Raw genomic sequence first — 14,027 nt, 5'->3', positions numbered from 1 at the left:
ACACAATCGAGCGGGGCAAACCGATGACCTACCTGAAAACGATCCTTATGCTGTGCGCCGGCCTGGCGCTTGCCGCCTGTACTGACCCGGCGCGCTTTGACGACAGCAATACCGTCGACCTGAACGGCGGCAGCGGCGCCGGCGTGGCCGGCACGGCGAGCGATCCGACCTCGCCGGCCTATTTCCAGCAGGCCGTGGGCGACCGGGTGCTCTTCGTGATCGACCAATACACGCTGACCCCCGAGGCGCGCGGAACGCTGGACGGCCAGGCTGAATGGCTGATGACCAACCGGGATTACAACGCGCTGATCGAGGGCCACGCCGATGAGCAGGGGACGCGCGAATACAACCTCGCGCTGGGCGCGCGTCGGGCCAACTCGGTGCAGGAATACCTGCTGAGCCGCGGCGTGCCTGCCAGCCGCCTGAGCACCATCAGCTACGGCAAGGAACGCCCGATCGAGATTTGCAGCGAGGAAAGCTGCTACGCCAAGAACCGGCGGGCGGTGACCGTGATCTCGATCGCCCCGACAAGCTGACGCCCCAAACGCAGGAGCCCGAGATGCGCTGCATCCTGTCCTTCGCCCTTGCCCTCGTCCTCGCCATGCCCGCCATGGCGCAGACCCGGGCCGAGACCCTTGCCGACATCCGCCAGGAGCTGACGGTTCTCAATGTCGAGCTGAAGAAGCTCAAGCGCGAGCTGAGCACCACCGGCGGGGCGGGCGAGCTTTCGACAGCCGGATCGGTTCTCGAGCGGGTGGCGGCGATCGAGAGCGAATTGCAGCACCTGACCGCCAAGACCGAGGAGCTCGAGCTGCGAATCGACCGGATCGTCACCGATGGCACCAACCGGATCGGCGATCTCGAATTCCGTCTCGTCGAGCTCGAGGGCGGCGACGTGAGCAAGCTTGGCGAGACCAGCACGCTGGGCGGCGGCGAGCTGCCGCAGACGGGCGGCGTCTCGGCGGTGCCGGGCACCACCTCGCCCGAACCGGACGACGGCCCCGAAATGGCCGAGCAGGAGCGCGCCGATTTCGAGGCGGCCGAGGCGGCGATGGCGGCGGGCGATCACGTCGAGGCGGCCGAGAAATTCGCCCGTTTCCGCGAAGCCTATCCCGGCGGGCCGCTCACCGATCGCGCCGGTCTGAAACAGGGCGAGGCGTATGAGGCCGCGGGCGACATGGCCAAGGCCGCGCGCGCCTACCTGGACCTGTTCTCGGCCGCGCCCGAGGGGCCGCTCGCCGCGGATGCGCTGTTCCGTCTCGGACGCGCGCTGGGCGAACTGGGCCAGACCGAAGAGGCCTGTCTGACGCTGGCCGAGGTCGAGACGCGCTATCCCGGCGCGTCCGCCGTGGCTGAGGCGAAGGGCGCGATGCAGACCATTGGATGCCAGTGATCCGCGCCTCGCGGAAGGCGTCGCCGGCCATTTTGCTGCACAGGCGCCGGCCCGGCTGGGCGTCGCCGTATCCGGGGGCAGCGATTCGCTGGCCCTGCTTCACCTTCTGCATGACTGGAACGGCGCCGCGCTGCATGCGGTGACGGTGGACCACGGGCTGCGCCCCGAGGCGCCAGCCGAGGCCGTGGAGGTCGCGCGCATCTGCGCCAGCCTGAACGTGCCGCATGCCACCTTGCGCTGGGAGGGCTGGGACGGGCGGGGCAACCTGTCGGACCGCGCCCGGCGCGCGCGCTATGCGTTGATGGCGGATTGGGCGCGGGGGCAGGGCATCGGCGACATCGCGCTGGGCCATACGGCGAACGATCAGGCGGAAACGCTGCTGATGCGGCTGGCGCGCGCTTCCGGCATCGACGGGCTGGCCGCGATGACGCCGCGCCGCATCGTGGAGGGCGTGACCTTTCACCGCCCGCTGCTGGACATGACGCGGGCCGATCTGCGCGCCGACCTCGCGCGGCGGGGCGTGGCCTGGATCGACGATCCGACCAACGTGGACACTGCTTATCGCCGGGCGCGGGCGCGTGAGGCGCTGGCGCAGCTTGCGCCGCTGGGGCTGGACGCCGAAGGGCTGGCCCGTTCCGCCCGGCATCTGGCAGAGGCGCGCGCGACCCTGGCGCATTACGCCGCGCAGGAGGCCGCCCGCGCGGTGACGTTCCAGGCGGGCGACATCCTGCTCGACCGGACCCGCATGGACAGCCTGCGCCCCGACATCGCGCGGCGCATCCTTCAGGCGGCCCTGCACTGGATTGCCGGGCCGGGCTACGGCGCGCGCGGCCGCGAGGTGGATCGCGCGCTGGAGGCGATCCGCACGGGCGGGAAGACCACGCTTTTCGGCTGCGTGATCCTGCCCGAGCGGGAGGTTGCGCGCGTCACGCGCGAATACGCCGCAGTGCGCGATCTGCGCGCGACGCCGGGCGAGGCATGGGACGCGCGCTGGACCCTGACCGGCCCGCGACGCGCGGACGGGGCCGAGGTGCGCGCGCTCGGGCCGGAAGGGCGGGCGGCCTGCCCCGATTGGCGCGAAACGGGTTTGCCGCTTGCCTCGATCGAGGCCGGCCCGGCGGTCTGGCGGGGCGCCTCGCTGGTCGCCGCGCCGCTGGCGGGGCTGGCGAACGGGTGGTCGGCGGCGCTGACCCGCGACGCGGATGATTTCCGCGCATTCCTATTATCGCATTGAAGTGGGGGTCATGATCTCTATTTAAGACAGGTGATCGCTGTGATAGGCAGCAGCGACCGGATTTTTGGGAGAACTTCCTTGGGCAACGCACGCAACATCGCATTCTGGCTGGTCCTGTTCCTGCTGATCCTCGCGCTGTTCAACCTGTTCAGCGGGGCTGGCAACACGCTCCAGAGCAAGCAGGTCAGCTATTCCGATTTCGTGGCGGCCGTGCAGGATGACAGCGTCGCCAAGGTGACGCTTGACGGGGAAAACGTGCGTTTCCGCGGCACGGACGGGCAGGATTACGTCGCGATCAAGCCCGAGGACGCCGAGATCACCCAGACCCTGATCGACAAGGGCATTCCCGTCAGCGCCGAGAGCCAGCAGCAATCCGGCTTCCAGACCTTCCTGGTGTCGCTGTTGCCGTTCCTGCTGCTGATCGGGGTGTGGATCTACTTCATGAACCGCATGCAGGGCGGCGGTAAGGGCGGCGCTATGGGCTTTGGCAAGTCCAAGGCCAAGATGCTCACCGAGAAATCGGGCCGCGTGACCTTTGACGACGTGGCCGGCATCGACGAGGCCAAGGAAGAGCTTGAGGAAATCGTCGAATTCCTGCGCAACCCTCAGAAATTCTCGCGCCTCGGCGGGCAGATTCCGAAGGGCGCGCTGCTGGTCGGCCCTCCGGGCACCGGCAAGACGCTTCTGGCGCGCGCCATCGCCGGTGAGGCGGGCGTGCCGTTCTTCACCATTTCGGGGTCGGACTTCGTCGAGATGTTCGTCGGCGTCGGCGCGAGCCGCGTGCGCGACATGTTCGAGCAGGCCAAGAAAAACGCGCCCTGCATCGTCTTCATCGACGAGATCGACGCCGTGGGCCGTCACCGCGGCGCGGGCTATGGCGGCGGCAATGACGAACGCGAACAGACCCTGAACCAGCTTTTGGTCGAGATGGACGGGTTCGAGGCCAACGAGGGCGTGATCATCGTCGCGGCCACGAACCGCAAGGACGTGCTCGACCCCGCCTTGTTGCGCCCCGGCCGGTTTGACCGTCAGGTGACGGTGCCCAATCCCGACATCAAGGGCCGCGAGAAGATCCTCGCCGTTCACGCCCGCAAGACGCCGCTCGGACCGGACGTGGACCTGCGCATCATCGCGCGCGGCACGCCGGGTTTCTCTGGCGCGGACCTCGCCAACCTCGTCAACGAGGCCGCGCTCATGGCGGCGCGCGTGGGCCGGCGGTTCGTGACGATGGAGGATTTCGAGCAGGCCAAGGACAAGGTGATGATGGGGGCCGAGCGCCGCTCGATGGTGCTCACCCCCGAGCAGAAGGAGAAGACCGCCTACCACGAGGCCGGGCACGCCATCGTCGGCCTCGCGCTGCCGAAATGCGATCCCGTCTACAAGGCGACGATCATCCCGCGCGGCGGCGCGCTCGGCATGGTGGTGTCGCTGCCCGAGATCGACCGGCTCAACTGGCACAAGTCCGAATGCGAGCAGAAGCTCGCCATGACGATGGCGGGCAAGGCCGCCGAGATCATCAAGTACGGCCCCGACGAGGTCAGCAACGGCCCCGCCGGCGACATCCAGCAGGCCAGCGGCCTTGCGCGGGCGATGGTGCTGCGCTGGGGCATGTCCGAGAAGGTCGGCAACATCGACTACGAACAGGCGCACGAGGGCTACATGGGCAACGCCGCCGGCGGGCTGTCGGTGTCGGCCAGCACCAAGGAGCTGATCGAGGAAGAGGTGAAGCGCCTGATCGACGAAGCCTACGAAACCGCCCACAAGATCCTCATCGAGAGAAAAGAGGAATGGGAGCGGCTCGCGCAGGGCTTGCTGGAATACGAGACGCTGACCGGCGACGAAATCGACCGGGTGGCGCGCGGAGAGGCGCCGCGCCCGGATGACGACGACAGCAGCGATCCGGGCGAGGGCAGCGCGCCCTCGGTCACCGCGATCCCGAAAACCAAGCCCAAGCCGCCGCGCGCGGGGGACGGCGGGATGGAGCCCGAACCCTCGACGTGACGACCGAAATGCGAAAGACGGACTGGAACCCCGGAGCCTATAACAGGTTCCGGGATATGCGTTTGCGCCCCGCGATGGACCTGCTGAACGCGGTCGGGCAGATGGGGGCCGGCGATGTCGTCGACCTCGGCTGCGGCGCCGGGCAGATGGCGCAGGCGCTGACGGCCCGCGCCGCCGGGCGTGCGCTGATCGGCGTGGACGCCTCGCCCGCCATGCTGGAGAAGGCGCGCCAGGCCAAGAGCTACGACAGCCTGCAACAGGGCGATATCCGCGACTGGCACCCGCGCCGCGCGCCGGGGTTGATCTATTCCAACGCGGCGCTGCACTGGCTGGGCGACCACGCCACGCTGATGCCGCGGCTGGCGTCGATGCTGGGCCAGGGCGGCACGCTGGCCGTACAGATGCCGCACCAGAACAATGCGCCCTCGCACCGGGTCTGGCTGACCCTTGCCGAGGAACTGCTGCCCGAACGGGCGGACGCCTTTGGCACGCCGGGTATCCTGACCCCGATCGAGTATGATGAACTGCTGGCCCCGCTGGGCAATTTTCGCATGTGGGAAACCGAGTATTACCAGCGCCTGACCGCCGAGGCCGGAAGCCATCCGGTGCGCCGCTACACCGAAAGCACCTATGCCCGGCCCATCCTGTCAGCGCTTGAGCCTTCGCAGAAGGCCAGGCTGATCGAGCGCTACGAGGACGTGATGCACAAGGCCTATCCGGTGCGCGACGACGGCACCGTGCTGTTTCCCTTCCGCCGGCTGTTCTTTACCCTGACGGTCTGAACCCGCAAGGGGCGTCGTCGCGGGTCCCGGCCCCTTGCGGGGCCGGGCGCCGGTGATGGATCAGTAGGTCAGGATATAGTAGCGGATGACCGGGATTCCGCCGTTCGCGGCCGCTTCGTCATCCGTTTGGGACGCCGTGTTACCGGTGCTCGTGCCGGTTTCGCCGCCATCCGTGTCCGCGCCCATCGCGCTCGTGCTCCAGGCCGCGGCGCCGCTGTACTCCATCGGCGAGACCGCGCCCGAATTGTCCGCATCCATTTCCTGGAACTGCGCGTCGAGGCCCTTGGGATCGAACTCTTCCTTGCGCGCGGGCGTCTCGAACTCCTCCTGCGAGAGGACGCCGTCGCCATCGGTGTCGGTCGCCTGGAAGCGGTTCACCGCCGCCTGCGCGAAACGCTCATGCGCGCTCGGGCCGCCCTCGGCCTCATCCTCGGCGGCGGCGCCGTCGGCCTTGTCGCTGCCGCCCCTGTCCCAGACCTCCTGCGCCCAGGCGGCATAGTCCTCGCGCGTCATCTCGGTCTGGCCTTCGCGAGCCACGTCCTCCCATTTGGCGGACATGTCATCCTCTCCGTCCGCGACCGCCTGGTTGGCCGCCTTGCGCTGGCTCGCCATGCAGGTCGCGAATTCCTCGCGGTCGATCGAGCCGTCCTCGTTCAGGTCGAGGTTGGCGAACTCGGCGTCGCGGGTCTTTTCGATCTCGGCCTGCGAAAGCCGGCCATCGCCGTCCTGGTCGCCGTGGTAGAAGGCGTTGTTGCAGATGCCCTGCATGTCGCCCTCGGCGGCCAGGGCCGTCGTGGCGGTCAGCGCCGTGGTGGTCAGGATCGCGGTGAAAATGCGTCTCATGGTATTCTCCCTTATCAATCGAGTCGGCCGTCGCGCTCTGCGGCTTGTGCACCCTTGCGGGCGTCACCGGGCGCGCGCCGCGTGATGCCGATTCAACCGAACCCCCCGACCACAGGTTCCGGGCTTTCCAGGATAACGCCGCCGAGCGCGCTTCACGGTTTCGCGACTGGGGTGGCCACCTGAATTCGACAAAGCGCCGCACGCCGCAACACGGGCGGAAAATGTCGGATTCACTTGCCGTTTGTTCTGCCGAACCCGATAAGACCAAGTGAGTGAAATCGTGACCGGCATCTCGGGGAGAGGGAATTCATGGGTTATAAATCCGACATCGAAATCGCGCGCGAAGCTAAGAAGAAACCGATCCAGGAAATCGGCGACAAGCTGGGCATCCCGCACGAGCACCTTCTGCCCTACGGTCATGACAAGGCCAAGGTGAGTCAGGATTACATCAACTCGGTCCAAGGCAACAAGGACGGCAAACTGATCCTCGTGACCGCGATCAACCCGACCCCGGCGGGCGAAGGCAAGACGACCACGACCGTGGGTCTTGGCGACGGTCTGAACCGGATCGGCAAGAAGGCGATGGTCTGCATCCGCGAGGCTTCGTTGGGGCCGAACTTCGGGATGAAGGGCGGGGCCGCGGGCGGCGGTTACGCGCAGGTCGTCCCGATGGAAGACATGAACCTGCATTTTACCGGCGATTTCCACGCGATCACGAGCGCGCATTCGCTGCTCGCGGCGATGATCGACAACCATATCTACTGGGGCAACGAGCTCGAGATCGATATCCGCCGCGTGGTGTGGCGCCGCGTGGTGGACATGAACGACCGCGCGCTGCGCCAGATCACCGCGTCGCTGGGCGGCGTGTCCAACGGGTTCCCGCGCGAAACCGGGTATGACATCACCGTCGCCTCCGAGGTCATGGCGATCCTGTGCCTCGCGACGGATCTGAAGGATCTGCAACGGCGTCTCGGCGACATGATCGTGGCCTATCGCCGCGACAAATCCCCGGTGTTCGCCCGCGACATCAAGGCCGATGGCGCGATGACCGTGCTGCTGAAGGATGCGATGCAGCCGAACCTGGTGCAGACGCTGGAAAACAACCCGGCCTTCGTGCATGGCGGCCCCTTCGCCAACATCGCGCATGGCTGCAACTCGGTGATGGCGACCTCCACGGCGCTGAAACTGTCGGATTACGTGGTGACGGAGGCCGGATTCGGGGCCGACCTCGGCGCCGAGAAATTCATGAACATCAAGTGCCGCAAGGCCGGGCTCGCCCCGTCGGTGATCGTGGTCGTCGCCACCGTGCGCGCGATGAAGATGAACGGCGGCGTCGCCAAGGCCGACCTTGGCCCCGAGAACGTGGAGGCGGTCCGGAAGGGCTGCCCCAACCTCGGCCGACATATCGAGAACATGAAGGGTTTCGGCGTGCCGGTGGTCGTCGCGATCAACCATTTCGTCCACGACACGGATGCCGAGGTGGAGGCGGTCAAGGCCTATGTCCGCGAACTGGGATCCGAGGCGATCGTGTCGCGGCACTGGGAACTTGGCTCGGAAGGGGCGGTCGATCTCGCGACCCGCGTGGCCGAGGTCGCGGATGGCGATTCGGCCAACTTCTCGCCGATCTATCCCGACGACATGCCGCTCTTCGAGAAGATCGAAACCATCGCCAAGCGCATTTACCGCGCCGACGAGGTGCTGGCAGATCAGAAAATCCGCACCCAGTTGAAGGAATGGGAGGCCGGCGGTTACGGCAACCTGCCGATCTGCATGGCCAAGACGCAATACAGCTTCACCACCGATCCCACCCGCCGGGGCGCGCCCACCGGTTTCGGCGTGCCGGTGCGCGAAGTGCGGCTGAGCGCCGGCGCCGGGTTCGTCGTGGTGATCTGCGGCGAGGTCATGACCATGCCCGGCCTGCCGAGCGTGCCGTCGGCCGAGAACATCCGGCTCAATGACGCGGGCGAGATCGAAGGCCTGTCCTGACGGGCGCGGCGGCTTGCGCCCCCGTCCGGCGCGTGGTTCACAGGGCGGGGTTCCCCTCGCCGCCCCGCCTGCCGCGGCGCACGGATTGAGTATTTGCAGAAAGATGAAAGGGCCAGGGCATGAGTGCGACGATAATTGACGGCAAGGCCTTCGCGGCGCGCGTGCGCGAGAAGGTCGCGCAGCACGTGACGCGCCTCAAGGAAGAGCACGGCGTCACCCCCGGTCTCGCCGTGGTGCTGGTGGGCGAGGACCCGGCGAGCCAGGTCTACGTGCGCTCCAAGGGCAAGCAGACCGTCGAGGTCGGCATGAAATCGGTCGAGCACAAGCTCGACGCCGACACCTCCGAGGCCGATCTGCTCGCACTGGTCGATCAGTTGAACGACGACCCCGAGATCCACGGCATCCTGGTGCAGTTGCCGCTGCCGGATCATATCGACGAAGACCTGGTCATCAACTCCATCAGCCCGGCCAAGGATGTGGACGGGTTCCACATCTCGAACGTGGGCCTGCTCAGCACCGGGCAGAAAAGCATGGTGCCCTGCACGCCGCTTGGCTGCCTGATGATGCTGCGCGACCATCACGGGAGCCTGTCGGGCAAGGACGCGGTGGTGATCGGGCGCTCCAACATCGTGGGCAAGCCGATGGCGCAGCTTCTGCTGGGCGACAGCTGCACCGTGACCATCGCGCACAGCCGCACCAAGGACATCGAAGAGGTCGTGCGCCGCGCGGACATCGTCGTCGCCGCCGTGGGCCGCCCCGAAATGGTGCCCGGCGACTGGATCAAGCCCGGCGCGACGGTGATCGACGTGGGCATCAACCGGATCGAGCGGGACGGCAAGAACAAGCTCGTCGGCGATGTCGATTTCGGCAGCGCGAGCGAGGTCGCGGGCGCGATCACGCCGGTGCCGGGCGGCGTTGGGCCGATGACCATCGCCTGCCTGTTGGCCAACACCCTGACCGCCTGCGCGCGTGCGAACGGCCTGCCCGAGCCCGAGGGGCTCACCGCCTGACAGGTGCGCAGCGATCGGGGGCGCGTGCGGGGCGACGGGCTTAAAACCCAGGGGGCGGGGTGTTATCTTGCGCCTTGAATGCAGTGCAATTCGAGGAGAGCGCAGATGGACGAGCAGACACGAACCGAACTCGAGGCGGCCGCCTTTCGCGCGCTGCGCGAACACCTGATGGAAAAGCGCACGGATGTGCAGAACATCGACATGATGAACCTTGCCGGGTTCTGCCGCAACTGCCTGAGCCGCTGGTACCAGGAAGCGGCGAACGCGCGCGGCATCGAGATGGGCAAGGAAGAGGCGCGCGAGATCTTCTACGGCATGACGATGGACGAGTGGAAGGCCAACCACCAGACCGAGGCGAGCGCGGAGAAGCAGGCGGCGTTCCAGACCGCGTTCAACGAGAACGTGGGCGACAAGGGCTGAGTCAGACCGCCGTTTTCAGGCTTTCGTCGATGTAGATCTCGCGCAGGCGACGGGCGACGGGGCCGGGCGCGCCGTCGCCCAGCGTCACGCCGTCGATCTCGACCACCGGCATGACGAAGGCGCTTGCCGAGGTGACGAAGGCCTCGTCCGCGCCCTGCGCTTCGGCGATGGTGAAGCTGCGCTCCTCGACCTCCATCTGCGCCTCGCGGGCGAACCGCAGCACGGCGGCGCGGGTGATCCCGTGCAGGATGTCGGCGCCGAGCGCGCGGGTGACGATGCGCCCGTTCAGGACGATGTAGGCGTTGTTGGACGTGCCTTCGGTCACGCACCCGTCCTCGACCAGCCAGGCGTCGTCGGCGCCGGCCTTCTTCGCCATCATCTTGCCCATCGACGGATAGAGTAGCTGAACCGTCTTGATGTCGCGCCGGCCCCAGCGGATATCCTCGACCGAAATCACCTTCAGGCCCGTTTTGGCCTGCGCCGAGTCGGCGAGGCCGGGCTTGGACTGGGTGAAGAGCACGACGGTCGGCTCGGTTGCATCCGGGTCGGGAAAGACGAAATCGCGGTCGCCGGGGCTGCCGCGCGTCACCTGGAGATAGATCAGCCCGTCCTCCAGGCCGTTGCGCGCGACAAGTTCGCGGTGAATGTCGAGCAGCGCGTCGAAACAGGCGGGTTTGCGCATGTCCAGTTCGGCCAGCGAGCGTTCGAGCCGCGCACAGTGGCCTGCGAAATCGATCAACCTGCCGCCCAGCACGCTGGTGACCTCGTAAACCGCGTCAGCCATGAGGAAGCCGCGATCGAAGACCGAGACCACGGCCTCGGTCTCGGGGAGGTAGGCGCCATTCACGTAAACGGTGCGGGTCATGTCAGCTTCTCCTCAGCCCCAGAGCGCGGAATCGGGCGGGTGCACGCCCTTGTCGTCGAATTTCAGCGGCGTGTCACGGTCCTCGGCCAGCAGGAGCGGGCCGTCAAGGTCGGTCACCAGCGCGCCTTGCGCCACCAGCGTCGCGGGCGCCATCGCGAGCGAGGAGCCGATCATGCAGCCCACCATCACGTCATAGCCTTCGGCAAGGGCCGCAGCGCGCAGTTCCAGCGCCTCGGTCAGCCCGCCGGTCTTGTCGAGCTTGATGTTGACCACGTCGTACTTTCCCCTGAGCGCGGGCAGGCTGGCGCGGTCGTGGCAGCTCTCATCAGCGCAGACGGGCACCGGGCGGTCCATGCCGATCAGCGCGTCGTCATCGGCGGCGGGCAGCGGCTGTTCCACCAGAGCGACGCCGAGGCGCAGAAGATGCGGCGCGAGGTCGGCGTAGACCTCGGCCGACCAGCCTTCGTTCGCGTCCACGATGATGCGCGCGTCAGGCGCCCCGGCGCGCACCGCCTCGAGCCGGGGCATGTCGTCGGGTGTGCCGAGCTTGATCTTGAGCAGGGGGCGATGCGCGTTTCTGGCGGCTTGCGCCTGCATCGCCTCGGGCGTGTCGAGCGACAGGGTGTAGGCGGTGATTTCGGGGTGTGGCGCCGGCAGTCCGGCAAGCTCCCAGGCGCGTTTGCCGCTGCGCTTGGCCTCGAGATCCGAGAGCGCGCAGTCGAGCGCATTACGCGCCGCCCCGGCGGGCAGCGCCGCCTGCAACGTCGCGCGATCCACCGGCAGCGCGACGCTTTCGATCTGCGCGGTTACGCTCTCAAGCGTTTCGCCATAGCGCGCGTAGGGCACGCATTCGCCCCGGCCGACATGGGCGCCGTCGGTGACGCGCACGGTCAGCACCTCGGCCTGCGTGCGCGACCCGCGCGAGATCGTGAAGACCTGCGCCAGCGCGAACGTATCCTTCGTGATCTCGATCTTCACGCGCCCGTCCTTCTTCTTGCTCCAAATATCCCCGTTGGAGGCGTCCTCACATCGCCGCGAGCGCGTCCACCAGCGGCTTTGATCCGAACCGATAAGGGTCCGTCGCCGGCAGGTCCATCCGTTTCGATGTCTTCTCGAGGTAGTCGCGCGCGTCCGCCTCATCCATGTGTTGCGTGTTGACGGATATGCCGACCACCTTGCAGGCGGGGTTGGCCACCTGCGCAAGCGGCAGAGCGGTGTCGCGCAGCGTCTCCAGCGAGGGCGGCGTGTAGTCCGGCAGGCCGCGCATGTGGGCGCGCGTCGGTTCATGGCAGAGAATCAGCGCGTCGGGCTGACCGCCATGGATCAGCGCCATCGTGACGCCCGAGTAGGAGACGTGAAAGAGACTGCCCTGCCCCTCGATCAAGTCCCAATGATCGGCGTCATTGTCCGGCGACAGGTATTCGATTGAACCGGCCATGAAATCCGCGATCACCGCGTCAAGCGGCACGCCGCCGCCGGTAATGAGGATGCCGGTCTGCCCGGTGGCGCGGAAGGTGGCCTTCATGCCGCGCGCAACCATGTCGCGCTCCATCGCCATGGCGGTATACATCTTGCCGACCGAACAGTCGGTGCCGACGGCAAGGCATCGCTTGCCCGTGCGCTTTACGCCGTTGGCGATGGGGTATTGCACCGACGGCACCCGCACGTCATGCAGCGCCCGGCCATGTTCATTCGCGGCCGCGACGAGTTCGGGTTCGTCGCGCAGGAGGTTGTGCAGCCCCGAGGCGATGTCGTAGCCCATCCCGAGCGCCTCGATCAGCACGTCCTTCCAGGCGGCGCTGATGACGCCGCCGCGGTTGGCGACGCCGATGACCAGCGTTTTCGCTCCCGCCTCGCGCCCTGCGCGCAGGTCCATCTCGGCAAGCCCGAGATCGGCTCCGCAGCCGGCAAGCCGCAACTGTCCGACGGCGTGATCGGGCCGCCAATCGCGGATGCCGATGGCCACCTTCGCGGCGAGCATGTCGGGCGCGTCGCCCAGGAAAAGCAGGTAGGGGGTTTCGATCATTTCCGGGAGTCCTTGGCGGGAATCAACGTTTTGGCAAGTTTGCAAGGTCTTCTATGCGAAGTCCTGTCGAATCCGAAGAGGATAAGGAAGAGCGCGCAAGAATATTCGATGAAAATTCTAGGTGGCGGGTGAATCTTCCGGGCGCGCTTCGGCAGAGGCTTGCGCATCCGCGCGCGAGGCTTCGGCGTGCAGCACGCTTGGCTGCGACAGGCTCGCTGGGCCCATCGGCAGAGCCGCGCCAGTGGTCTCGGGGGCGCTGCGGCTGAGGCGCCGCGCGACGGCGATCGCGGCCACCGCGCCGCCGATCAGCGCTATGGCGAGTTGAAGCCCGCGCCCGTTCGCCATGCCGATCAGGTTCGGTCCCAGCAGCATGCCGAAGACCTGGCCAAACTGCATCAGGAAGGCCATCGTCCCGCTGGCCGGGACGACCTGCCCGGGGGCGAGCAGGTCGTTGGCATGCGCCGTGAGGATCGAGTAGACCGGCAGCGTCGCCGCCGCGATCACCGCAAATCCGAGCACGAGCCGCCCCGGCCCGGGATCGAGCGTGAGCCAGACCCCCGCGCAGACCGAGACGAGCGCGAGCCCGATCACCACGTGACGCCGGTCGGTATTGTCCGATATCCAGCCCACGGGATATTGCACCACGCCGGCGGCGATCATCGCGACCACCAGCGCGCCCGACGCCTGCGCTGCGCTGAAGCCCTGTTGCAGCGCCAAGAGCGGCAGGCCGATGAACCAGGTCGAAACACCGACCGACATCAAGGTGATGCCGGTCACCGCCATCGGCGAGACGCGATAGAGACGGCGCACGGTCATCCGGTCGGGCGCGGAATAATCCGGCGCGCGATTGCCCGACAGCAGAAGCGGCACGATCGCCACCGACATCAGCACCGACACGATCCCGAACATCAGCGTGCCGCGCGGGTCGGGAATGGCGATCATCGCGGTGCCGAGCGCGGGGCCGACCGTCTGGATGATGAAATAGACCGACAGCACCTGCGCGCGGATGTTGTTGCTGGTCTTGGCGTTGAGCCAGCTTTCGGTGACCACGTAGAGTCCGGGAAAGCAGACTCCGGCGAGGAACCGCATCGCGCTCCAGCTGACGGGATCGCTGGTCAGGAGGTGGATGATCGCCGCGACCGACACCATCGAGGCCAGCGCCGAGAAGACCCGGATATGGCCGACCTTCTCGATCAGGCTCGGCACCGTGAGCGTGCCGATCAGCGCGCCCAGAGGGTAGCAGGCCTGCATCAGCGAAATGGTCAGCGCATCGAACCCGAGCCCCGCGCCACGGATCGACAGCAGCGTGACCAGCAGCCCGTTGGCCACCATCAGCAGGAGCATCCCGAGGAACAGGGCCCAGTTATCCGTCAACGCGCGCCGCATGAGCGAGCCTTGGCGCGCCCGGTACGGGTCTGCGCGCCCGTTTCCGACCGGGAGGTCGCGAACGCGCAAGATCTGCGCGCG

Annotated in this window: 13 protein-coding genes; 8 read left to right on the top strand and 5 right to left on the bottom strand. The window is 67.3% G+C overall.

Annotated features, from left to right (window positions below; all coding sequences use genetic code 11):
• Positions 1-23: 23 nt before the first annotated feature.
• The 5 genes from pal to D6850_RS12065 all read left to right on the top strand — a co-directional run bounded on the left by pal (position 24) and on the right by D6850_RS12065 (position 5,410).
• Positions 24-536, top strand: coding sequence for a peptidoglycan-associated lipoprotein Pal (gene pal, locus D6850_RS12085; protein WP_121167267.1), 513 nt, complete (start codon positions 24-26; stop codon positions 534-536).
• A gap of 23 nt (positions 537-559) precedes the next feature.
• Positions 560-1,393 (top strand): tol-pal system protein YbgF, encoded by an 834-nt coding sequence (gene ybgF, locus D6850_RS12080; protein WP_121167265.1) that lies wholly within the window; start codon positions 560-562, stop codon positions 1,391-1,393.
• Complete coding sequence (gene tilS, locus D6850_RS12075; protein ID WP_121167263.1) at positions 1,380-2,627, top strand: tRNA lysidine(34) synthetase TilS; 1,248 nt, start codon at positions 1,380-1,382, stop codon at positions 2,625-2,627. The genes ybgF and tilS overlap by 14 nt, the downstream gene beginning before the upstream one ends.
• Before the next feature lie 78 nt (positions 2,628-2,705).
• Positions 2,706-4,628 carry an ATP-dependent zinc metalloprotease FtsH gene (gene ftsH / locus D6850_RS12070; protein WP_121167261.1) on the top strand — a complete coding sequence of 641 codons (1,923 nt, stop codon included), beginning with the start codon at positions 2,706-2,708 and terminating at the stop codon, positions 4,626-4,628.
• Between the two features lie 56 nt (positions 4,629-4,684).
• Positions 4,685-5,410, top strand: a complete 726-nt coding sequence (locus D6850_RS12065) for a methyltransferase domain-containing protein (RefSeq protein WP_121167259.1) — start codon at positions 4,685-4,687, stop codon at positions 5,408-5,410.
• A 60-nt stretch (positions 5,411-5,470) separates the two neighbouring features.
• Here the strand turns inward: D6850_RS12065 and D6850_RS12060 are convergent, their stop codons facing one another.
• Positions 5,471-6,253 carry an EF-hand domain-containing protein gene (locus tag D6850_RS12060; protein ID WP_121167257.1) on the bottom strand — a complete coding sequence of 261 codons (783 nt, stop codon included), beginning with the start codon at positions 6,251-6,253 and terminating at the stop codon, positions 5,471-5,473.
• A gap of 309 nt (positions 6,254-6,562) precedes the next feature.
• On the opposite strand from D6850_RS12060, the gene D6850_RS12055 reads away from it, so the two are divergent.
• From D6850_RS12055 to D6850_RS12045, 3 genes are all read left to right on the top strand, one after another.
• The gene (locus D6850_RS12055; protein ID WP_121167255.1) at positions 6,563-8,239 is read left to right on the top strand and encodes a formate--tetrahydrofolate ligase; all 1,677 of its coding nucleotides are present in this window, start codon (positions 6,563-6,565) and stop codon (positions 8,237-8,239) included.
• Between the two features lie 119 nt (positions 8,240-8,358).
• Positions 8,359-9,249, top strand: coding sequence for a bifunctional methylenetetrahydrofolate dehydrogenase/methenyltetrahydrofolate cyclohydrolase FolD (gene folD, locus D6850_RS12050; protein ID WP_121167253.1), 891 nt, complete (start codon positions 8,359-8,361; stop codon positions 9,247-9,249).
• Positions 9,250-9,354: 105 nt separating this feature from the next.
• Positions 9,355-9,669, top strand: a complete 315-nt coding sequence (locus tag D6850_RS12045; RefSeq protein WP_121167251.1) for a DUF1244 domain-containing protein — start codon at positions 9,355-9,357, stop codon at positions 9,667-9,669.
• 1 nt (position 9,670) lies between these two features.
• Here the strand turns inward: D6850_RS12045 and D6850_RS12040 are convergent, their stop codons facing one another.
• The 4 genes from D6850_RS12040 to D6850_RS12025 form a co-directional block, all read right to left on the bottom strand.
• The gene (locus D6850_RS12040; protein WP_121167249.1) at positions 9,671-10,534 is read right to left on the bottom strand and encodes a D-amino-acid transaminase; all 864 of its coding nucleotides are present in this window, start codon (positions 10,532-10,534) and stop codon (positions 9,671-9,673) included.
• 12 nt (positions 10,535-10,546) lie between these two features.
• A complete protein-coding gene (dgcA, locus tag D6850_RS12035) occupies positions 10,547-11,512 on the bottom strand; it encodes an N-acetyl-D-Glu racemase DgcA (RefSeq protein WP_121167247.1) in 966 nt (321 codons plus the stop codon).
• Positions 11,513-11,558: 46 nt separating this feature from the next.
• The gene (gene dgcN / locus D6850_RS12030) at positions 11,559-12,560 is read right to left on the bottom strand and encodes an N-acetyltransferase DgcN (protein ID WP_121167245.1); all 1,002 of its coding nucleotides are present in this window, start codon (positions 12,558-12,560) and stop codon (positions 11,559-11,561) included.
• A 117-nt stretch (positions 12,561-12,677) separates the two neighbouring features.
• A complete protein-coding gene (locus D6850_RS12025) occupies positions 12,678-13,934 on the bottom strand; it encodes an MFS transporter (protein ID WP_245964171.1) in 1,257 nt (418 codons plus the stop codon).
• Positions 13,935-14,027 lie beyond the last annotated feature (93 nt).

This window comes from Roseovarius spongiae (genome assembly GCF_003651245.1).
GTDB lineage: Bacteria > Pseudomonadota > Alphaproteobacteria > Rhodobacterales > Rhodobacteraceae > Roseovarius > Roseovarius spongiae.
Note: the sequence above shows the minus strand (reverse complement) of the source record. Positions and strands in the feature narration are given on the sequence as shown.

Bases quoted from the DNA above. Each gene is read 5' to 3' on its own strand.
- D6850_RS12045 (WP_121167251.1), top strand. From the start codon at position 9,355: ATGGACGAGCAGACACGAACCGAACTCGAGGCGGCCGCCTTTCGCGCG.
- dgcN (WP_121167245.1), bottom strand. From the start codon at position 12,560: ATGATCGAAACCCCCTACCTGCTTTTCCTGGGCGACGCGCCCGACATG.
- D6850_RS12065 (WP_121167259.1), top strand. From the start codon at position 4,685: ATGCGTTTGCGCCCCGCGATGGACCTGCTGAACGCGGTCGGGCAGATG.
- ybgF (WP_121167265.1), top strand. From the start codon at position 560: ATGCGCTGCATCCTGTCCTTCGCCCTTGCCCTCGTCCTCGCCATGCCC.
- pal (WP_121167267.1), top strand. From the start codon at position 24: ATGACCTACCTGAAAACGATCCTTATGCTGTGCGCCGGCCTGGCGCTT.
- D6850_RS12060 (WP_121167257.1), bottom strand. From the start codon at position 6,253: ATGAGACGCATTTTCACCGCGATCCTGACCACCACGGCGCTGACCGCC.
- D6850_RS12040 (WP_121167249.1), bottom strand. From the start codon at position 10,534: ATGACCCGCACCGTTTACGTGAATGGCGCCTACCTCCCCGAGACCGAG.
- D6850_RS12055 (WP_121167255.1), top strand. From the start codon at position 6,563: ATGGGTTATAAATCCGACATCGAAATCGCGCGCGAAGCTAAGAAGAAA.
- folD (WP_121167253.1), top strand. From the start codon at position 8,359: ATGAGTGCGACGATAATTGACGGCAAGGCCTTCGCGGCGCGCGTGCGC.